A 20088-nucleotide genomic window follows, 5' to 3' on the forward strand; every position below is an offset into this window, starting at 1 on the left:
GCGAAGCTCAGAGCACGTCGTAATACCCGCTGTACGGGAAGTCGATGTCACCCGTGTCTCGAGGGTCGTACGCCACCGTCGAGACGCTGATGGCCACTCGTGTCGTCGGCGTGATGAGCACGCTCACCGCCCGGTTGCCGACGACGACGACATCCACGAATGTGCCGCCGATCCTCGCGGCGTCCTCGATGCGATGTCGGAGGTCTCCGACATCCTGGTCCTGGGCGAGCAGATAACTCGTCCCGTCGAAGACCACCTCTGTCTGGATCATCGTCTTCGCGTCGCTCATGCCCGGCACGCTACGCCGGGGCTCCCGACCTGAAAAGGGGGGTTGCGAACCGGCCGCTCCCGTGAGACGGGGTCGATGCGCAGCCTCGGAACATCGGGGGCCCTTCCTTTTCGTAGGTCGTCCGAGTTGTTAACAGATCCATCCACACCTGTGGAATCAGAAGTCAGTTCAGGCGCGCGGTCTCGGCCACCAGGTCGAGCCGATCGAGCAGCAGCTCACCGGCGCCTTCCATGACGGTGAACGCGTACGCCGTGACGACGATCGCGATCAGAGCGAAGAAGATCACGCCGGGGATGCTGCGGCGAGAGACCACCGTGATCACCAGTGCGGCCACCGCGCCGCCGATGGCGATCGTCTGCCCCGCGACGGTCGCGAATGCCATCCGGATCGCGCTGTCTGCCGTGAGGGGTCCGTAGCTGTTGAGCAGCGCCGAGATCACGAACGGGATCACGAACAGGCTCATGAGCAGCACGACCCGGCGACGCACGACCCACCGCGTTCGGCGGGTGGAGGATTCCGTCGTCGCGCGCACCGATGAGCTCATGCCGCGATCGTACCGTCACGCATCCAGCGAGCGGGGAGCCGATGGATCCGGTGCCGCCGCGGAGTTGTTAACACCCTTGTTAACAGGTGTGGAGAGGGGATCCGAGGTTGTTAACAGGGTTGTTAACACCTGTGGAATGGGGCTCCGACGATCTCGCAAGAGACGGAGAGACGAGTGCCCGGCAGAAACGAGAAGGCCCCGCACATGGCGGGGCCTTCTCGAACTGTCTCAACACAGTGTGGAGCCTAGGAGATTCGAACTCCTGACATCCTGCTTGCAAAGCAGGCGCTCTACCAACTGAGCTAAGGCCCCGTGAGGGAAATATTGAGTTGAGGAGTGGGCCCACCAGGACTTGAACCTGGGACCTCTTCATTATCAGTGAAGCGCTCTAACCGCCTGAGCTATGGGCCCGTCAACCTCCGAAACTTTACCGGAGATTTCCGGAATTACCCAATCGAGGGCGGGGACCCTCACGGATCCCCGCCCTCGAGTGCGATCAGCGGCCCGGACGGATCGTCACGCTGCCTGCGGAGAGCGACACATCGATCGCGCGGCGAGTGTCCGAGGACTGGTCGACCTTCGCGTCCAGCGAGCCCGCACTGACGTCCTGGGTGATCGAGTACGACTCGTCGGGAACTGTGAGATCGAGGGATCCTGCGCTCACATCGATCGTCGTCTGCGACGGCGCACGGCCCGTCAGCTCGACATTGAGGTCTCCGGCCGCGACGGTGAGATCGGCCCGGTCCACGCCGTCGAGCGTCGCGTCTGCGCGGCCGGCACTCATGTCGATGGTCAGACTGCTCGCGGCGCCCTCGACATCCAGCGCACCCGCGTTGACGGTGATGTCGAGGTCACCGAAGTCGCCCACCACGTCGAGGCTTCCGGCGTCGAGGGTCAGGTCGGCATCCAGCGCACCATCCCGCAGGCTCTCGGGGAGTGTGAGCACGGCCGACTGATCGTCTCCGAACCAGCTCCCGAACCACCAGCCGAACTCGAACTCGGGGCTGCGCACGACCAGGGAGTCGCCGTCCCGTTCGAGAGTCCACGCCGGACCACGGCTGTCGGTGACCGCGAGCTCCGCCTGGTCGACGTCGCCGAACTCGATGCGCATGTTGCCGGCATCCACGTCGAGGTCGATGCCCTGAATCCCCGAGGCGTCCTCGGACAGCACCGAATCCGTGCCCTCGGTCGACGATGCGACCAGACTGCCGGTCGCGGCGACCGCAGCGGTCGCTCCCGAGCCGAGCAGCGCCATGCCGCCCACCACCGCAGTGAGGATCATGACCGCGGTCGCCCCCGACGAGCGGCCCGTGTCACCGATTCCGGAAGCTGTGGGTGCCGGCGAAGGTGCCTGCACAGGTGCCTCCGGTGCGGAGGCCGGCGGGGGAGTGAGCGGGGTGTGCCCGCCCTGGAAGTCGTCGTTCGTGGTCATCGTCCCACTCCTGTCTGTCCGGTCGGCGTCGCGCCGCCCGTGTTCTCGATGTGCGCGAGCGCCGCCAGCACGCGTCGGTTGCCCGATTCGCCCTGCTCGAAGCCCAGCTTCTGGAAGATCGCGGTGATGTGCTTCTCGACGCTGGCCTCTGAGAGGAAGAGCAGTCCGGCGATCGCCTGGTTCGACTTGCCCTCGGCGATGAGCGCCAGCACGGTGCGCTCGCGTTCGGTGAGCCGCTGCATCCGATCGTCCCTGTTGCGTCGCGTGAGGAGCTGCGCCACGACCTCGGGGTCGAGCACGGTCGCCCCCTCGGAGATCCGCTGCACGGAACCGAGGAACTCCGAGACATCGGCCACGCGATCCTTGAGCAGGTAGCCGAGCGGGCCGCCCTGGGCTGCGATGAGATCCGAGGCGTAGCGCTCCTCGACGTACTGCGAGAGCACGAGCAGCGGAAGGGCGGGGTGCGTGGCGCGGAGTCCGAGAGCTGCACGGATCCCCTCGTCGGTGAACGTCGGCGGGAGCCGCACATCGAGGATGCAGAGCTCGGGATCGGTCTCGGCGACCGCCTCGACCAGGCCCTCGGTGTCGGGGAGGGCTGCGACCACCGTGTGGCCGGCATCCTCGAGCAGTCGCACGAGTCCCTCGCGCAGCAGGACCGAGTCCTCGCAGATCAGGATGCGCATGGCACGTTCACCTCCAGGCTGGTCGGTCCGCCCACGGGGCTCTCGAGGCGGAATGTCCCGCCGGCGGCGAGGATGCGGTTCGCGATGCCGTCGAGGCCCCCACCGGGCTGCACCTGAGCGCCGCCCATGCCGTTGTCCTCGACGCGGGCCCACAGAACCCCACCCTCACGCAGTCGCACGGTCACTCTGGCCTCGCTGGCACGGGAGTGCTTGGCGGCGTTGGTGAGGGACTCGGCGATCGAGAAGTAGACTGCTGCCTCTGCCTCACGGCTGCAGCGTCCGTCCATCCGCACATCGAGGTTCACGGGGATGTGCGACCGACCGGCCAGCGCCGACAGTGCCGCATCGAGACCACGGTCGTCGAGCACGGAGGCGTGGATGCCGCGGGCGAGCTGTCGCAGCTCGGTGATGGCGGCCTTGGTCGAGGTGTGCGCCTCGGCGATCAGCTCCTTCGCGGCATCCGGGTCGTTGTCGATCTTCTGCTGCGCGAGGCCCAGCGTCATGCCGACCGAGACGAGCCTCGGCTGGACACCGTCGTGCAGGTCGCGTTCGATGCGGGTGCGCTCCACGTCGGCGGCTCGAACCGCCCCCTCCCGCTGCGCGCTGCTGGTGCGCACACGCTCGGTGAGCTCAGCCTCGCGGCTGCGGATCACGATGGACAGCGAGAGCACCCGGTGCAGGAGAGCGAGGCCGATCATGCCCGCGAGGGACGCGGCGATGCCGAGGATGCCGATGAGCGGCGCCCAGGCGGCGTCGATACCGCCGCCACCGAAGGGGCCCATCACGGCGTCCGTTCCGGCGAGGGGAGCGAAGCTGATCACGATCGACCACACGAACGCCCAGGCGAGACGCAGCACGATCCAGCCCAGCACCGCGGTGATCGCGAAGTTCGCGAGCGCCCGCCACATGCGGCCGTCGATGGCCTGACGTCCGAGCGAACGCAGCCAGCCGACGAAGCCTGGCCGATCGCGCGGTCGCCACCGCAGAGGAGCGATCGGGGTCTTGTAGAGCGCACCGACGCGAGCGACCTCGAACCATCCGACACCGAAGAGGGCGTAGACGAATCCGACGAGGAGCACGACGCCGATGCCGGCGGCGAAGAGCAGGCCGAGGCCTGTGCCGAGGAGTCCGGAAAGGGTCGCGAAGATGAAGCCGCCGATGACCCCGATGCCCGCCAGATGCAGGATCGAGAGGAGGATGCGAAGCGGCGGCTTCGTGGCCGTCGCCGGTGGTGGCGTGGCAGTCTGTGTCGTCATGCTTCAAAGGTACGGCGGCCCCGATCGCGCCGACACCGAGGCAACCGGAGACCCGGCTTCGGGTTTTCCCGAACGCGCTGCGGCCGCGCTGCACGTGGGGGCGCGCGATGCCGACCGATCTGATTCACTGAGCCCATGAGTGCACACGCGGGCGAACCGCACGGAGCCGGACTCGGTCAGCGACTGAACTGGCTGCGCGCCGGGGTGCTGGGCGCGAACGACGGCATCGTCTCGGTCGCGTCGCTGGTCGTGGGTGTCGCCGGTGCCACGACCGACAACGCCGCCCTGCTCACCGCCGGCCTCGCGGGCCTCGTCGGCGGGGCCATCTCTATGGCGCTCGGAGAGTACGTCTCGGTGAGCAGTCAGCGCGACAGCGAGCGGGCGTTGATCTCGAAGGAGCGCGAAGAGCTGCGGACCATGCCCGAGACGGAGCTCGCCGAGCTCACCACCCTCTACCGAGAACGCGGACTCAGCGAGGAGACCGCGCGCACGGTGGCCGAGGAGCTCACAGCCCACGACGCCCTCGCCGCACACCTCGAGGTCGAACTCGGCATCGACCAGGACGACCTCGTGAACCCCTGGCATGCGGCGCTCTCGTCGGCGGTCGCCTTCACCCTCGGCGCGCTGCTCCCGCTGCTCGCCATCCTGCTCCCGCCGCCCGAGTGGCGGGTTCCGGTCACCTTCCTCACCGTGCTGTTCGCACTGGCCGTGACCGGCACGGTGTCCGCGAAGATCGGCGGTTCACCTCCCGCACGCGCGGCCGTCCGACTCGTCATCGGCGGAGGGCTCGCGCTGCTCGCGACCTGGCTGATCGGAACACTGCTCGGAACGACAGGCGTCGTATAGACGGAAGAGGGGCGGATGCAAGTCGCATCCGCCCCTCTTCGAATCCGGTGGATCAGTTCGACATGAAGCCGACGAGCAGTCCGCCCGTCACCTTCACGGCGACGTTGTAGATGCCGGCGATGACCGCGCCGAGCACCGTGAACACGATGAGGTTCAGGATCGAGACGACAGCCGCGAAGGCCATCACCTGCGGGAGCCCCGCCACCTCGGAGATGCGCACCGAGTTGTCGGTGATCGTGCCGATGAACTCGTCGGCCTGAGTGAGGATGCCGGTCGCCTGCAGCACGAGGTAGATCAGGAAGAACGACACCATCGTCACGATGGCGAGGGCGACGGCCCCCAGGAACGAGAGCTTCACGGCCGACCAGAAGTCGACGTAGACGAGGCGCAGGCGAACCTGCTTGCCGCCGGTCTTGCGCGTGGACTTCTTCGCCAGCTTGTCGGCTACTGTGCTCATGCGTCTGCTTCCTCAGGGTTCTCGTTCGTCTCGGGGGCGGTGGTCTCGGAGTCCACCTCAGCCTCATCCGATTCGTCTTCGTCGGTGAGGCCACGCTCACCGTTGCGGGCGATGGCGAGGATCCGGTCGGCTTCCGTCGTCCGTGCGAACACCACTCCCATGGTGTCGCGACCCTTGGCGGGCACCTCGGCCACGGCAGAGCGTACCACCTTGCCGCTGGACAGAACCACAAGGACCTCGTCGTCGGCCGAGACCATCAGACCACCCGCGAGAGTGCCCCGATCGTCGTGGAGCTTGGCCACCTTGATGCCGAAACCGCCGCGTCCCTGGACGCGATATTCCTCGACGGCGGTGCGCTTCGCGTAGCCGCCGTCCGTCACGACGAACACGAACTGACCCGGAGCTGCGACGGATGCCGACAGCAGGCTGTCGCCCTCACGGAACTTCATGCCCTTCACTCCGGCGGTCGCGCGTCCCATCGGGCGCAGCGCATCGTCGGTCGCACTGAACCGCACCGACATGCCCCGGCGGCTGATGAGGAGGATGTCGTCTTCGGCGTTGACCATGAGCGCCGAGACCAGTTCGTCCTCGTCGTTCAGGCGGATCGCGATGACGCCGCCCTGACGGTTGGTGTCGTAGGTGTCCAGACGCGTCTTCTTGACGAGTCCGTCGCGGGTCGCGAGCACGAGGTAGTCGGCGACCGCGTAGTCGCGGATGTCGAGCACCTGCGCGATGTTCTCGTCGGGCTGCAGAGCGAGGAGGTTCGCGACGTGCGTGCCCTTCGCGTCTCGGCCGGCCTCGGGGACCTCGTAGGTCTTCGAGCGGTAGACGCGACCCTTGTCTGTGAAGAACAGCAGCCAGTGGTGCGTCGTCGTCACGAAGAAGTGCTCGACGATGTCATCCGCTCGCAGCTGCGCGCCCTTGATGCCCTTGCCGCCGCGGTGCTGCGACCGGTAGTTGTCGCTGCGGGTGCGCTTGATGTATCCGGCGCGGGTGATGGTGACGACCATCTCCTCCTCAGCGATCAGGTCTTCCATCGAGACGTCGCCGTCGAAGCCGTGCAGGATGTGCGTGCGACGGTCATCGCCGAACCGCTCGACGATGCCGGTGAGCTCGTCACGGATGATGTCGCGCTGCAGCGACTCGTCGGCGAGGATCGCCTGGTACTCGCCGATGAGCCGCTCGAGCTCCGCGGCCTCGTCGAGGATCTTCTGACGCTCGAGAGCGGCCAGTCGGCGCAGCTGCATGTCGAGGATGGCCTGGGCCTGGATGTCGTCGATGTCGAGGAGCTTCTGCAGTCCCTCGTTCGCGTCCTGCGTGGTCTGCGATCGACGGATGAGGGCGATGACCTCGTCGAGCGCGTCGAGCGCCTTGAGGTACGCGCGCAGGATGTGCATGCGCGCCTCTGCCTTGGCGAGGCGGAAGCGCGTGCGTCGGACGATCACTTCGAGCTGGTGCGTGATCCAGTGCGTCACGAAGCCGTCGATCGCGAGCGTGCGCGGCACGCCGTCGACGATCGCGAGCATGTTCGCGCCGAAGTTCTCCTGCAGCTGCGTGTGCTTGTACAGGTTGTTCAGCACGACCTTCGCGACCGCGTCGCGCTTGAGCACGACCACGAGACGCTGACCCGTGCGGTCGGACGACTCGTCGCGGATGTCGGCGATGCCGGTGATCTTGCCGTCACGGGCGAGGTCGCCGATCTTCACCGCGACGTTGTCGGGGTTCACCTGGTACGGCAGCTCGGTGATCACGAGGCACGTGCGGCCCTGGATCTCCTCGACGTTGACGACCGCGCGCATCGTGATCGAGCCGCGACCCGTGCGGTACGCCTCCTGCACACCCTTGGTGCCGAGGATCTGCGCGCCGGTCGGGAAGTCAGGACCGGGGATGCGCTGGATCAGTCCCTCGAGCAGCTCCTCGCGGGGGAGGCCGGGGTTGTCGAGCGCCCAGAGCGCGGCGGCCGAGACCTCACGCAGGTTGTGTGGGGGGATGTTGGTCGCCATGCCGACCGCGATGCCGACGGATCCGTTGACGAGCAGATTCGGGAACCGCGCCGGCAGGACGGTCGGCTCCTGGGTCTGGCCGTCGTAGTTGTCGGTGAAGTCGACCGTGTCCTCTTCGATGTCGCGCACCATCTCGAGCGCGAGCGGGGCCATCTTGGTCTCGGTGTATCGGGGAGCAGCGGCGCCCATGTTGCCGGGTGAGCCGAAGTTGCCCTGGCCGAGGGCCAGCGGATACCGGAGCGACCACGGCTGCACGAGGCGCACGAGGGCGTCGTAGATCGCCGAGTCACCGTGCGGGTGGTACTGACCCATGACCTCGCCGACGACACGGGCGCACTTCGAGAACGACTTGTCGGGGCGGAATCCGCCGTCGTACATGCCGTAGATCACGCGGCGGTGCACGGGCTTGAGCCCATCGCGCACGTCGGGCAGTGCGCGGCCGACGATGACGGCCATCGCGTAGTCGAGGTAGCTGCGCTGCATCTCCGACTGCAGGTCGACCTGATCGATCTTGCCGTGGTCGTGTGCCGGCTCGGGGCGTACTTCGTCAGTCATGTGTGTTGTCGATTCCGGTCGTTGTCGAACGAATGCAGGCGCGGGGGACGCGTCAGATGTCGAGGAAGCGGACGTCCTTGGCGTTGCGCTGGATGAAGCTGCGTCGCGACTCGACGTCCTCACCCATCAGCACGCTGAAGATCTCGTCCGCGGCGGCGGCGTCCTCGATGGTCACCTGGCGGAGCGTCCGCGTGGTGTGGTCCATCGTGGTCTCCCACAGCTCCTTGGCGTTCATCTCGCCGAGACCCTTGTAGCGCTGAATGCCGGCGTCCTTCGGGATCCGCTTGCCATTCTCGAGTCCGTGCTTGAGCAGCGCATCGCGCTCGGCGTCGCTGAACACGTACTCGTGCGGCTGGTTGGTCCACTTGAGGCGGTAGAGCGGCGGCATCGCGAGGTAGACGAAACCGGCCTCGATGAGCCCGCGCATGTAACGGAACAGCAGCGTCAGCAGCAGCGTGGTGATGTGCTGGCCGTCGACGTCGGCATCCGCCATCAGCACGATCTTGTGATAGCGCGCCTTCTCGATGTCGAACTCTTCGCCGATGCCCGTGCCGAAGGCCTGGATCATCGCCTGGACCTCTTTGTTGCCCAGTGCCTTGTCGAGACGTGCGCGCTCGACGTTGAGGATCTTGCCTCGGAGCGCCAGGATCGCCTGCGTGTGCGGGTCACGGCCCTGCACCGCGGAGCCGCCGGCCGAGTCACCCTCGACGAGGAAGATCTCGCTGATCGACGGGTCCTTGCTGGTGCAGTCCTTGAGCTTGTCGGGCATGGCTGCCGACTCGAACACGCTCTTGCGACGAGCGGTCTCGCGCGCCTTGCGGGCCGCGAGACGGGCGGTCGCCGCATCGATCGCCTTGCGGATCACGTTCTTGGCCTGGATCGGGTTGCGACCGAACCAGTCGCCGAGCTGATCGCCGACGACCTTCTGCACGAAGGCTTTCGCTTCGGTGTTGCCCAGCTTGGTCTTGGTCTGACCCTCGAACTGGGGCTCGCCGAGCTTGATCGAGATGACGGCGGTGAGTCCTTCGCGCACGTCGTCGCCCGACAGGTTGTCGTCCTTCTCCTTGAGGAGGTTGTTCGCCCTGGCGTACTTGTTCACCAGCGTGGTGAGTGCCGCACGGAAGCCCTCTTCGTGCGTTCCACCCTCATGCGTGTTGATGGTGTTCGCATAGGTGAAGACGTTCTCGGTGTACGAGGTCGTCCACTGCATCGCGACCTCGAGCGAGATCTTGCGCTCGACGTCTTCCGACTCGAACGCGATGATCTCGTCGTTGACGACCTCGGCGTGGCGCACCTTGTTGAGGTACTCGACGTAGTCGACGAGGCCGCGCTCGTAGAAGAACACGTCGTTGGGCTGCGTGAGGGTCGCCTGACCCTCGACCTCGACCTCGTAGGCCGAGGCAGGGCGCTCGTCGGACAGCTCGATGCGGAGTCCCTTGTTGAGGAACGCCATCTGCTGGAAGCGCGTGCGCAGCGTGTCGTAGTCGAAGTCCGTGGTCTCGGTGAAGATCTCGGCATCCGGCCAGAAGGTGATCGCCGTTCCGGTCTCGTCGGTGGGCTCGCCCTTCTCCAGCTGCTGCTGGGGCGCACCGCCGTCGGCGAAGCTGTGCCGCCAGACGAAGCCCTTCTGCTTGACCTCGACGTCGAACCTGGTCGACAGGGCGTTCACGACCGAGGAGCCGACCCCGTGCAGTCCACCCGAGACGGCGTAGGCGCCGCCGCCGAACTTTCCACCGGCGTGCAGGATCGTCAGCACGACCTCGACGGTCGACTTCGTGGGGTCGGAGGAGTGCGGGTCGACGGGGATGCCGCGGCCGTTGTCGATCACGCGGACGCCGCCGTCTTCGAGCAGCGTCACGAAGATCGTGTCGGCGTACCCCGCGAGGGCCTCGTCGACGGAGTTGTCGACGATCTCGTAGACGAGGTGGTGCAGACCACGCGGCCCCGTGGATCCGATGTACATACCCGGGCGCTTGCGGACCGCTTCGAGACCCTCGAGGATCTGGATGGAGTCGGCACCGTACTCACCGGGCTGCTTCACCTTGGGCGAGATCTTGTTCTCGGTGCCGGGGGTCTCCCCGGTGGTGGATTCCGTCTCGTCAGCAGGGGATTCAGGCGTCATCAGAGGGCATTCTCCACATCGATATCACGAACTCCCAGTCTAGCGGCTTTTCGTGTCGATATGCGGCTCAGCGGCCACCTGTGGCCCTCTGAGCGTGTCGGACCCCATCTGTGGTGTCCTACCCGTAGGTATCGCGTGGGCCCCGTCCTGGAACGACTCTGGGACCCCATTTCCAAGAGGGTACGTCCGGTCCGATGAAGCGGAGGTTCTCGACACCGGCGTCGGGATACCGACGACCGATCTCGGTGAGGATCGTCCCGCGCATGTACTGGAGATTCTTCGCCCAGGCCGTCGAATCGCACTTCACGGTGAGCACTCCGCGCTCGAGCGAGACCGGCTCGGAGTGCTTCGCGGTGTCGGATCCGGCGAGGTCCGCCCACTGACGCACCAGGTCTTCACGGGCCAGAGTCTTCTGCCATCCGGAGTCCCGGCTGAGCTTGTCCAGCACTGCGCCGAGGGCTCCGGGGTCGCGTCCAGGGGTGAACGGAGCGTTGTCGTCGTCGGTGACGATGCGCCGCTTGCGCTTCCACGACTTCGAACTCGGGGCCAGGCCGCGAAGGCGCAGGTATGTGGCGACGGTCTCGGGTGTCTCGGGTGCCGGAACAGCTGCGACGTCAGTCATCGGCCACCTCCCTCTCGTCACTGATGGTTCCTGCCGAGATCCGCACCACATGGGCGTGCAGAACCTCGGGAATATCCTCCTCCACCGCCGCGGTCACCACCACCTGCTCGTAACCCGCCGTCAGCGCCGCGAGGCGCTGCCGACGATCGGCGTCGAGCTCGGCGAACACATCGTCGAGGATCAGCACGGGGTCGCCGGCCGGGGATTCACTGCGCAGCAGCTCGGCGGAGGCGAGGCGGAGGGCGAGCGCGACCGACCACGACTCGCCGTGGGAGGCATAGCCCTTGACCGGAAGACCGCGAACACGCAGCACCAGATCGTCGCGATGCGGCCCGGTGAGAGTGAGGCCGCGATCGAGTTCGTTCGACCGTTTCGCGAGCAGTGCCGCGTGGAACATCTCGGCGATGTCGCCCGAGGTCTCGGCCGGAGCATCCACTCCCTCTTCGGGATCCGCTCCACGCACCGAGAGCGCCCAGTCGAGCTGCGGACGGTGGTCTTCACCGGCGATCGCCGCGTAGGCCTCGGCCACCGGCTGCTGCAGATCGGTCGCCAGACGCTGTCGGGCGGTGATGATCTCGGCCCCGAGCGAGACCAGCTTGTCGTCCCACACGTCGAGCGTGCTGAGTCCTTCGCCCTTGATGCCGCGAGCACGGGCGGATTTGAGCAGGGCGTTGCGCTGCTTGAGCACGCGGTCATAGTCCGCGAGCACCGACGACATTCGCGGGGTGCGCTGGATGAGCAGCTGGTCGACGAAGCGTCGTCGCGCCGAAGGGTCGCCGCGGACGATCTGCAGATCTTCCGGAGCGAAGAGCACGACGTGCGCGTAACGGGGGAGTTCGTTGGTCTTCGACGGCGAGCCGTTGATGCGGGCCTTGTTGGACCCCTGCTTGTTGAGCTGCACCTCGACGAGCACTCGGCGCTCACCGTGTGACAGACGCGCACGGATGATCGCGAAGTCCTGCCCCTCGCGGACCATCGGCGCATCGGAGGAGACCCGGTGCGAACCCAGTGTCGCGAGGAAGACGACGGCCTCCGCGAGATTCGTCTTTCCCTGGCCGTTTCGGCCGACGAGGACGTTGGGTCCCTTGTGCAGGGCGAGATCAGCGGTCGCGTAATTGCGGAAATCGACCAGGCTCAGGTGTTCCACAATCACGGTGTCAGCCTACCTTCGGGGTCTGACATCGAACTCGCGGTCGGATGCTCGCGCAGTGGCGATCCTCTGAAGTCGCAGAGTGAGATCAGCGCAGCAGGAGGTTGGGCTGCAGCAGGTACTTGAACGAGTCGAGACCGGCCTGATCGACCGACGTCTGGCTCGTGATCAGCACGGGGCTGAGCTTGTTCGCGTTGTCGCTCGAGGTGAACGTGACGCGCACGAACTCGCTCTTCACGGCACCGAGCGCCTCGATGAGGTACTGCGGGTTGAGGCCGAGAGTGACGTCGTCACCGCCCGAGAGGATCGCATCGACCGACTCGGATGCCCGTGCATGCTCGCTGCCGGAGGCGTCCATGGTGACGCCGTCGCTCGAGAACGTGAAACGCAGAGGTGCTGCGCGGTCGAGAACGAGCGACACACGGCGGACGGCCTCGACGAGGTCCGCGGTGTTGACGACCGCGTAGTGCTCGGTCTGCTCGGGGAACAGGCGGCGGACCGGCGGGAAGTTGCCCTTGATCAGCAGCGACGTGACGGTCTTGTTGCCTGCCGTGAACGCGATGATCTCGCGGTCGCCGGCTCCCGAGAACGCGATCTGGATCGTGCCGGCGTGACCGAAGGTCTTTCCGACCTCGAGGAGCGTGCGGGCGGGGACCAGTGCGGTCGCCTCGACGGCTTCGCCGTCCCACGGGACGTCACGGAGCGAGACGCGGTAACGGTCTGTGGCGACCAGGCTCAGCGTGTGTCCGGAGACTGCGAGCTGCACACCGGTGAGCACCGGGGTGACGTCGTCGCGGGATGCGGCGAAGCCGACCTGAGCGATGGCGGTGCCGAAGTCGTCTGCAGGAACGACACCGGAGGAGCCGGAGACCTCGGGGATCGAGGGATATTCCTCGACCGGCATGGCCGCGAGTGTGAATCGGGCGGAGCCGCAGCTCACGGTGATGCTGCCGTCATCCTCGACGGCGATCTCGATCGGAGCATTCGGAAGTCGGCTGGCGATGTCTGAGAGGAGGCGCCCGTGAACCAGGATCGTGCCCGGTGTGTCGACGGTCGCTTCGATGGTCGTACGGGCCGAAGCCTCGTAGTCGAAGGCCGAGAGCGTGAGGCCGGAGCCGTCGGCTTCGATCAGGACTCCGGCGAGGATCGGCTGAGGATTGCGCTGCGGAAGCAGCTTGACGACGAACGAGACAGCCTCGCTGAAGACATCGCGGTTGACCTGAAACCTCACGGGTGCTCCCTTGTCGTCGTTCTGAGACGTGTCGTCATCGGTCCTGCCGGTGCAGGGCTTCCCATGCTAGCCCCACAGCAGGTCGGATCCCTACGGCCGGGGCGAAGCCCGGGCCTGTCGGAGTTTCCCCACCGTCTGGTGATCGGATCGCCCATGAATTGAATTAACTCCTTAACGGTGTTAACACCTGTGGATACTGTGGATAACTCGGTGGAAAGCAGACGCGAGTAGGGAACTACACGGTTGTCAGTTGTGGAATCCCTGAGGAATCCGCGGGTGGATGGGGTCTGCCGGTCGGAGCGCTCTCCCATAGTTATCCACAGGTTCGCCCGTTTCCCCCACATTCGTCCCGACCTGGAGGCGATCCATCCACAAGTTATCCACATGTGCAAACTGGCATCTATCCGAGCCTGTGGATGCTCCTCAGACGTACGAGAAGGGGGTCGCAGCGTCCCATCGGACCCTGCGACCCCCTTTTTCGAGGTGTCGTGCGCTCAGCGGCGACCGAGCTGCGTGGTGATCTCGGTCACCTGGTTGTAGATCGAACGGCGCTCCTTCATGAGCTCGCTGATCTTCTTGTAGGCGTACATGACCGTCGTGTGATCGCGATTGCCGAACAGCTGTCCGATCTTGGGCAGCGAGAGACTCGTGCGCTCTCGACACAGATACATCGCGATCTGTCGCGACGTCGCGATCTGCTGCGAGCGGCTCGAGCCGTACAGATCGTCGACGGTCAGCTTGAAGTACTGTGCGGTCGCCGTGATGATGTCCGTCGGCGAGATGATGTTGTCCTCGGCCGTGTCGATGATGTCGCGCAGCACCGTCTGGGCGAGGGAGATGTCGAGAGCCGAACGGTTCAGGCTCGCGAACGCCGAGACGCGGATCAGGGCACCTTCGAGTTCACGGATGTTCGAGGAGACGACGGTAGCGATGTACTCGAGTACCTCGTCGGGAATATGGAGCGCCTCACTCTGGGCCTTCTTGCGGAGGATCGCGATACGCGTCTCGAGGTCGGGTGCCTGCACGTCCGTGATCAGACCCCACTCGAACCGGCTGCGCATCCGATCCTCGAACCCGGTCAGGTGCTTCGGCGCGACGTCGCTCGTGATCACGACCTGCTTGTTGTGGTCGTGCAGCGTGTTGAAGGTGTGGAAGAAGGCTTCTTGGGTCTCGGCACGACCCTGGAGGAACTGGATGTCGTCGATCAGCAGGATGTCGACGTCGCGGTACCGCGCCTGGAAGGCGGCACCGCGGTTGTTCGCGATCGAGTTGATGAAGTCGTTCGTGAATTCCTCGCTCGAGACGTACCGGACCTTCACCCCTGCGTAGAGGGACTGGGCGTAGTCGCCGATCGCATGGAGGAGGTGGGTCTTCCCGAGACCCGAGTCTCCGTAGATGAAGAGAGGGTTGTATGCCTTGGCGGGTGCTTCGGCGACTGCGACCGCCGCAGCATGGGCGAAGCGGTTGGACTGGCCGATGACGAAGTTGTCGAAGGTGTACTTCGGGTTCAGGCGGGATTCGTGGCGCAGCTGCGTCGGCTGCTCCATGGGCGACTCGACCCGGATCTGCTCCTGGCGGCCGTAGTCGGCCACGGCGATCGGTGCGGTGGGCTGCTCGGCGAGTTCGTGGTTGACCACGACGCGATACGAGGTGACCTCCTGGCCGATGTGGGAGAGCGCCTCCATGATCGGCAGCCGAAGACGCTTGTTGATCTGCGCCGCGGTGAGGTCGTTGGGGACCTCCAGATAGAGCGTCGCTGACATCACGCCGGCGGGGACGGCGAGGCTGAGGAATCCCTGCAGCTGCGGAGTCACCCTGTCATCCGCCTCGAGCAGGTCCTGCACCGTGGTCCAGATCGGAACGTCGGGCTGGGCAGGTGATGACATGACGCTCCGTGCTGGGGATTCGGAGGGGCGTCGAGAATGGCGTCCCCCCTGTGGATAACTTCGGATGCCACGGTAGTCACCGCGGCTGGGAACGGCAACCTGCCTACGGGAATCCGCGCGCGTGTTGCGCATACGTGCACGCGACAGGTTGTGGATAATGGCTGTGCGGATCGTGCCGGAGGTCGAGGTCGAAGCGCGCAGATTTGCTCTGCGCGCCGTCAAGACGTACCCTTAATCGGTTGACTTATGCCTGAATGGCAGATCCCTATGTCTCCGGTCAAATCGATCCCGGTGGCAGCATTCCCGGAGTGATTTCATGAGCAAGCGCACTTACCAGCCCAACAACCGTCGTCGCGCCAAGAAGCACGGCTTCCGCCTTCGCATGCGCACCCGCGCCGGCCGTGCCATCCTCTCGGCTCGTCGCGCGAAGGGCCGCACCGAGCTCTCCGCGTAGACCGCTGTGCTCGCCCGCCCGTTTCGTGTGACCCGCGGGAGCGACTATCGACTGGTCGTTCGACGCGGATCCCGTTGTGGCGGAGCCAAGGTCGTCACCTCGATGCTGACGACGGGCGAGAGCAGAGCCGCGAGGTTCGGATTCATCATCAGCAAGCAGGTGGGCACCGCTGTGGTGCGCAACACCGTCCGTCGGCGACTCAAAGCCGTCTGTGCGGAGGCGCTTCCGCGGGTACCCGAGGGCACGGATGTCGTCATCCGTGCCCTTCCTGCGTCCGCGACCGCCAGCTACGCAGAGCTGAGTGCCGACGTGAACCGCTGCCTGGATCGTCTCGGGCAGGCGCGAGCATGACTGCTCTTCCCGCGTCGTCGATCGGCACCGGACACATGCGTGCAGGGGATCTGCTGCGCAGCGTCCCGTTGGCGCCGAGGAACGCTGTTCTCGGTTTCCTGGCCGGCTACCGCAGGGTGATCTCTCCGATGTATGGAGATGTCTGTGCCTACTACCCATCCTGTTCCGCTTACGCTGTAGGTGCGGTGCAACAGCACGGCGCCGTGCGGGGAACGATGCTCTCGGCATGGCGCATCCTCCGTTGCAACCCCTGGAGCCACGGCGGCGTCGATGACGTCCGTCCTCACGAACATTTCCGCTATGACCTGACCGCTCACGGTTTCGTCGTCCCTTCCCGAAAGGACTGATCGGTGGGTCTTGACCTTCTGCTCGCCAGCACCACCCCGTCGCCGGCGCCCGCCTCCGGCGGCTTCGACCTGATCGGAACCATCCTGTGGCCGCTCAAGTGGCTCGTCGAGATGGTGCTCGTCGCCTGGCACTGGCTGCTGACTGCGGTCGGTCTTCCTGCGGCATCCGGACTGACCTGGGTCCTGTCGATCGTCGGACTCGTCGTCGTCGTCCGTGCTGCTCTGATCCCGCTCTTCGTGAAGCAGATCAAGAGCCAGCGAAAGATGATGGAAATCGCTCCTGAGCTGCGAAAAGTTCAGGAGAAGTATCGAGGCAAGAAGGATCAGCTCTCTCGCGAGGCCATGAGCCGCGAGACCATGGGGCTGTACAAGAAGCACGGCACGACACCGATGTCGAGCTGTCTTCCGCTGCTGGTGCAGATGCCGATCTTCTTCTCGCTGTTCAGCGTGCTGAGCGACGTCTCGAAGCACCACAACCTCGGTGTCGGTGGCGTCGGGCTGCTGAATGCGGAGCTCACCGAGCAGTTCTACAACGCGGAGCTCTTCGGCGTCGCTTCTCTGCACGAGACGCTCGGCAACGCGGTGGACGCCGGCAACACCACCGCGATCGTCATTCTGGTCACGCTCGTCGTGCTCATGATCGCGTCGCAGTTCTTCACTCAGCTGCAGATCATCTCGAAGAACCTGTCGCCCGAGGCCAAGACCGGCCAGGCGTACCAGATGCAGAAGATCATGCTCTACATCCTTCCGCTGGGCTTCATCTTCTCGGGTATCTTCTTCCCGCTCGGCGTGGTCGTGTACTGGTTCATCTCGAACCTCTGGACGATGGGTCAGCAGTTCCTCGTCATCCGCGAGATGCCGACTCCCGGCTCTGAGGCTGCCAAGGCGCGCGAAGAGCGTCTGGCCCGCAAGGGCAAGGCGATCGACTCGTCGGGCAAGGTCGTTCCGATGGCCGCATACGAGGCAGAACAGCAGCGGATGCTCGAAGAGGTGGAGCGTGCGAAGGCACAGACTCCCAAGCGTCAGCAGCCCGTGGGCAAGAAGCGTTCGAAGAAGAAGGGGAGCGGTTCGTGACCGACAATGTGACTGAGATCGTGGAGCCCACGGTCGCCGAGCTGGAGAACGAGGGCGATGTCGCGGCCGACTACCTCGAAGAGCTCCTCGACATCGCCGACATCGATGGGGATCTGAACCTCGATGTGCGCCAGGGGCGTGCCTATGTCTCGGTAGAGGCAGAGGGCGATGGACTGGCGCTGCTTTCGGCTCCCGACACGGTGCAGGCTCTTCAGGAGCTGACGCGTCTGGCAGTGCAGAGCAAGACCGGTTCCTTCTCGCGTCTGATCCTCGACATCGGCGGATCGCGCGACACCCGTCGTCGCCAGCTCGAGACTCTGGTCAACGCCGCGGCTGCGAAGCTCGACGACGGTGCGACACAGGCTTCACTGCCTGCGATGTCGAGCTACGAGCGCAAGCTGGTGCACGATATTGCCGCTGACCAGGGACTTGTCTCGGAGTCGTACGGTGAGGGTGCCGACCGGCACACCGTGCTCCGACGTCGCTGACGTTCGCGTGAAGTATTGATCGGGTTGCTGTTGTGAGTGCTGTCGAGGTCGAGCCTGCTGTCGCCACTGAACTCTTCGGAGAGCGGATCCAGCTGGCGAGGCAGTTCACTGCGGCCCTTGCTGAGCATGGAGAAGAGCGCGGTCTCATCGGACCGCTCGAGCTTCCCCGACTGTGGACGAGGCACGTCTTGAACAGCGTGATCGCTGCGCCCTTGTTCCACGGCTCGGTTGCAGACATCGGCTCAGGGGCTGGCCTGCCTGGTATCGTCCTCGCGATCGCGAGACCTGATGTGAAGTGGACGCTCATCGAGCCGATGGAGCGTCGGGTGATCTGGCTGAACGAGCAGGTCGATGCGCTGGGTCTCGACAACGTCGAGGTGCTGCGAGCTCGTGCTGAAGATGCTCAGCGACCCGAGGGCTTCGACGTCGTGACGGCGCGCGCCGTGAGTGCCCTGAAGACTCTCATCCCGCTGACCGCTCCGCTCGTTCGTGACGGGGGAGAACTCATCCTGCTCAAGGGGATGAATGCGGCGAACGAGATCGACGCCGCACAGAAGCAGATCAAGAAGTTCCGTCTCACCGACGTCCGGGTCGAGGTTCTCGGTGAGGACGTGCTGCCCGAGTCGACCCGTGTCGTGCGGGCCGTGGTTCGCTAGGTAGCTCTCGCAGTCCTGGGCGTGGGTTCTTCACGCCTCCAGCTTTTCTGATGAGCGCGATTCATCGTCGGGTCCTGTAACGGTTGTTTATCCGCCGCACGAAGTGCGGTCATCGCGGTACCTGATCTCCGCATGGCTCAACGGTGGCGTCGCACTTCGCTGTGTGGTGCAGCGAGTCTCCCCGCGTGGCGTGGTCCCCGTTGACACCGAAGATGTTTCACGTGAAACGGGTTCCCCGAGGGCACGACTCTAGGTCTATAGGCGGGGCCGCGGTAGCGGGGCATCTGTGGTTGACGTCACGAGCAGCCAGCGCGCCGCGGGGTATGGGCGTGCGCCCGTTTCGCGCACGTGCGGACAGGTCACACCTATCTATAGAAGCGAGGCTCATGAAAATGATCTCGGCTTCTCGTGCGTGGGCGTCTGGGTGCCTGCGTGCCTGGGTGGCATGGGGTGAATGCTGCGATGTTTCACGTGAAACAGTCTGCGTCTGTCGAGATCGTGGAGTGGCGCTGGATGGTGCCCGGTGAGTGACGCAGGGACAGGCATGCCCGCTGCATCACTACTAGGTTGAGGAAGGATCCGGAGGCGCTTCGCTCGCTGCGTCATTGGAGACCCGGGGAAGTGTTTCACGTGAAACACCCATCTCTCCGCACGCCGGCCCGAATGGTGGAGATCGAGTCGTGTGCGCGAAGCGCAGCAAGTATCTCTGCTCATCGATGTTTCACGTGAAACGATCCGCGCGCTGCAGGAGATGCGTCTGCGAAGGTTCCTTGATTGCATGGCCCTTGATGTGGAGTCGTCTCTCCGCGTTGGCACCGTGGCTACCGTCCTTGCGGGGAGATGGAGAGGGCACTGCTGTCACCTGTAGGGGATATCGGGGCTGGAGTTGCTGGGGCTATTGGTGTGGCTGTGCTCGGTAGAGGTGTGGGGTGTGAGGTGTGGGGTTGGTGCGGGTTCGGGGCTGTGGTTGGTGTGTGGAGTCTGTCCCCTGGAAGTTGGTGAGGGGGTGTGCGCGTAGGTTCGTTGGTTTGCAGCGACATTGTGTGGTCGCTTGGAGCTAGGTGACGGCATAGACCTGCATGGGGCATGGGGCATGGGGCATGGGGCATGGGGCAGGGGACTTGGGGCGTGGGGCTTGGGGCTTGGGGCTTGGGGCTTGGGGCATGGGGCTTAGAGCCTGGGACCTGCTGCTTGTGCTTAGGGACTGGGTCTTTGTGCCGGGGACCTGCTGCTTGGTGCTTAGGGGCTGAGTCTCGGTGCCGGAGACCTGCTGCTTGGTGCTTGGGGAGTGGGGCTTGGTGCTTGGGGGCTGAGGGGATTGGGGGGATGTCGCCTCGGCTTGACCATCCACGCTTGCGCGGTGGAGGTTTGTGCGGTGGACCTTGAACCTTGGGATTCGCACCTGGGGCGTGAGTGGGGCCGGGACCTTCACCCCGGGGCGTTGGGTTGTGGGCCTGGATCCTGTCGGCCTCGGGCCGGTTGACGGGTAGCCGCGTCGGCCCAGTGTCGGTTCGTGTGTTGGCTGGAAGTGTGGACCGTGGCAGTCGGGCCTATGGCTGTGGCTGTGCCTGTGCGTGATAGGGGGACCGGACGCATGCTCCACACATGGGGCTGGGTTGGTTCTGGGTGGGGGACTGGGCCT

General features: G+C 65.3%; 18 protein-coding genes, 2 tRNA genes and 1 pseudogene. 7 read left to right on the forward strand and 14 right to left on the reverse strand.

Annotation, left to right across the window (positions count from 1 at the left end; translation table 11 throughout):
• Window positions 1-7: 7 nt before the first annotated feature.
• The 7 genes from ASF80_RS11725 to ASF80_RS11755 all read right to left on the reverse strand — a co-directional run bounded on the left by ASF80_RS11725 (window position 8) and on the right by ASF80_RS11755 (window position 4204).
• Window positions 8-289 carry a hypothetical protein gene (locus tag ASF80_RS11725; RefSeq protein WP_056310949.1) on the reverse strand — a complete coding sequence of 94 codons (282 nt, stop codon included), beginning with the start codon at window positions 287-289 and terminating at the stop codon, window positions 8-10.
• Between the two features lie 163 nt (window positions 290-452).
• Entirely contained in the window at window positions 453-833 is a 381-nt protein-coding gene (locus ASF80_RS11730) for a hypothetical protein (protein WP_056310951.1), read from the reverse strand.
• Between the two features lie 239 nt (window positions 834-1072).
• Window positions 1073-1145: transfer RNA gene (locus ASF80_RS11735), tRNA-Ala, on the reverse strand.
• Window positions 1146-1170: 25 nt separating this feature from the next.
• A tRNA-Ile gene (locus ASF80_RS11740) sits at window positions 1171-1244 on the reverse strand.
• Between the two features lie 85 nt (window positions 1245-1329).
• On the reverse strand, window positions 1330-2265 hold the full coding sequence (locus ASF80_RS11745; protein WP_082488293.1) for a DUF4097 family beta strand repeat-containing protein: 936 nt from the start codon (window positions 2263-2265) through the stop codon (window positions 1330-1332).
• Entirely contained in the window at window positions 2262-2948 is a 687-nt protein-coding gene (locus ASF80_RS11750; protein WP_056310953.1) for a LuxR C-terminal-related transcriptional regulator, read from the reverse strand. The genes ASF80_RS11745 and ASF80_RS11750 overlap by 4 nt, the downstream gene beginning before the upstream one ends.
• Window positions 2936-4204 carry a sensor histidine kinase gene (locus ASF80_RS11755; protein WP_056310955.1) on the reverse strand — a complete coding sequence of 423 codons (1269 nt, stop codon included), beginning with the start codon at window positions 4202-4204 and terminating at the stop codon, window positions 2936-2938. Before ASF80_RS11755 ends, ASF80_RS11750 begins: the two co-directional genes overlap by 13 nt.
• A 135-nt stretch (window positions 4205-4339) precedes the next feature.
• On the opposite strand from ASF80_RS11755, the gene ASF80_RS11760 reads away from it, so the two are divergent.
• Complete coding sequence (locus tag ASF80_RS11760) at window positions 4340-5050, forward strand: VIT family protein (RefSeq protein ID WP_056310957.1); 711 nt, start codon at window positions 4340-4342, stop codon at window positions 5048-5050.
• A gap of 52 nt (window positions 5051-5102) precedes the next feature.
• Here the strand turns inward: ASF80_RS11760 and ASF80_RS11765 are convergent, their stop codons facing one another.
• The 7 genes and pseudogenes from ASF80_RS11765 to dnaA form a co-directional block, all read right to left on the reverse strand.
• Window positions 5103-5507 (reverse strand): DUF3566 domain-containing protein, encoded by a 405-nt coding sequence (locus ASF80_RS11765; protein WP_056310959.1) that lies wholly within the window; start codon window positions 5505-5507, stop codon window positions 5103-5105.
• On the reverse strand, window positions 5504-8065 hold the full coding sequence (gene gyrA / locus ASF80_RS11770; protein ID WP_056310961.1) for a DNA gyrase subunit A: 2562 nt from the start codon (window positions 8063-8065) through the stop codon (window positions 5504-5506). The genes ASF80_RS11765 and gyrA overlap by 4 nt, the downstream gene beginning before the upstream one ends.
• 52 nt (window positions 8066-8117) lie before the next feature.
• On the reverse strand, window positions 8118-10187 hold the full coding sequence (gene gyrB, locus ASF80_RS11775) for a DNA topoisomerase (ATP-hydrolyzing) subunit B (protein ID WP_200934776.1): 2070 nt from the start codon (window positions 10185-10187) through the stop codon (window positions 8118-8120).
• A 118-nt stretch (window positions 10188-10305) separates the two neighbouring features.
• Window positions 10306-10809 carry a DUF721 domain-containing protein gene (locus ASF80_RS11780; protein WP_056310963.1) on the reverse strand — a complete coding sequence of 168 codons (504 nt, stop codon included), beginning with the start codon at window positions 10807-10809 and terminating at the stop codon, window positions 10306-10308.
• The gene (gene recF / locus ASF80_RS11785; RefSeq protein ID WP_056310964.1) at window positions 10802-11962 is read right to left on the reverse strand and encodes a DNA replication/repair protein RecF; all 1161 of its coding nucleotides are present in this window, start codon (window positions 11960-11962) and stop codon (window positions 10802-10804) included. Before recF ends, ASF80_RS11780 begins: the two co-directional genes overlap by 8 nt.
• Before the next feature lie 85 nt (window positions 11963-12047).
• Window positions 12048-13190, reverse strand: coding sequence for a DNA polymerase III subunit beta (dnaN, locus tag ASF80_RS11790; protein WP_056310966.1), 1143 nt, complete (start codon window positions 13188-13190; stop codon window positions 12048-12050).
• Window positions 13191-13684: 494 nt separating this feature from the next.
• Window positions 13685-14959, reverse strand: a pseudogene (gene dnaA / locus ASF80_RS11795) (chromosomal replication initiator protein DnaA); the annotation flags it as partial.
• A gap of 433 nt (window positions 14960-15392) precedes the next feature.
• Here dnaA and rpmH point away from each other — a divergent pair.
• Genes rpmH through rsmG form a run of 6 tightly spaced genes read left to right on the forward strand, consistent with a single transcriptional unit; the run spans window position 15393 to window position 18446 of the window.
• Complete coding sequence (gene rpmH, locus ASF80_RS11800) at window positions 15393-15530, forward strand: 50S ribosomal protein L34 (RefSeq protein WP_056310970.1); 138 nt, start codon at window positions 15393-15395, stop codon at window positions 15528-15530.
• A 27-nt stretch (window positions 15531-15557) separates the two neighbouring features.
• Window positions 15558-15881, forward strand: coding sequence for a ribonuclease P protein component (gene rnpA, locus ASF80_RS11805; RefSeq protein WP_235559953.1), 324 nt, complete (start codon window positions 15558-15560; stop codon window positions 15879-15881).
• Window positions 15878-16228 carry a membrane protein insertion efficiency factor YidD gene (yidD, locus tag ASF80_RS18765; RefSeq protein WP_082488294.1) on the forward strand — a complete coding sequence of 117 codons (351 nt, stop codon included), beginning with the start codon at window positions 15878-15880 and terminating at the stop codon, window positions 16226-16228. Before rnpA ends, yidD begins: the two co-directional genes overlap by 4 nt.
• Window positions 16229-16231: 3 nt before the next feature.
• The gene (gene yidC, locus ASF80_RS11810) at window positions 16232-17302 is read left to right on the forward strand and encodes a membrane protein insertase YidC (RefSeq protein ID WP_056310974.1); all 1071 of its coding nucleotides are present in this window, start codon (window positions 16232-16234) and stop codon (window positions 17300-17302) included.
• Complete coding sequence (locus ASF80_RS11815) at window positions 17299-17790, forward strand: protein jag (RefSeq protein WP_056310976.1); 492 nt, start codon at window positions 17299-17301, stop codon at window positions 17788-17790. The genes yidC and ASF80_RS11815 overlap by 4 nt, the downstream gene beginning before the upstream one ends.
• Before the next feature lie 32 nt (window positions 17791-17822).
• The gene (gene rsmG, locus ASF80_RS11820; RefSeq protein ID WP_056310978.1) at window positions 17823-18446 is read left to right on the forward strand and encodes a 16S rRNA (guanine(527)-N(7))-methyltransferase RsmG; all 624 of its coding nucleotides are present in this window, start codon (window positions 17823-17825) and stop codon (window positions 18444-18446) included.
• Window positions 18447-20088 lie beyond the last annotated feature (1642 nt).

Source organism: Microbacterium sp. Leaf159 (assembly GCF_001423615.1).
GTDB lineage: Bacteria > Actinomycetota > Actinomycetes > Actinomycetales > Microbacteriaceae > Microbacterium.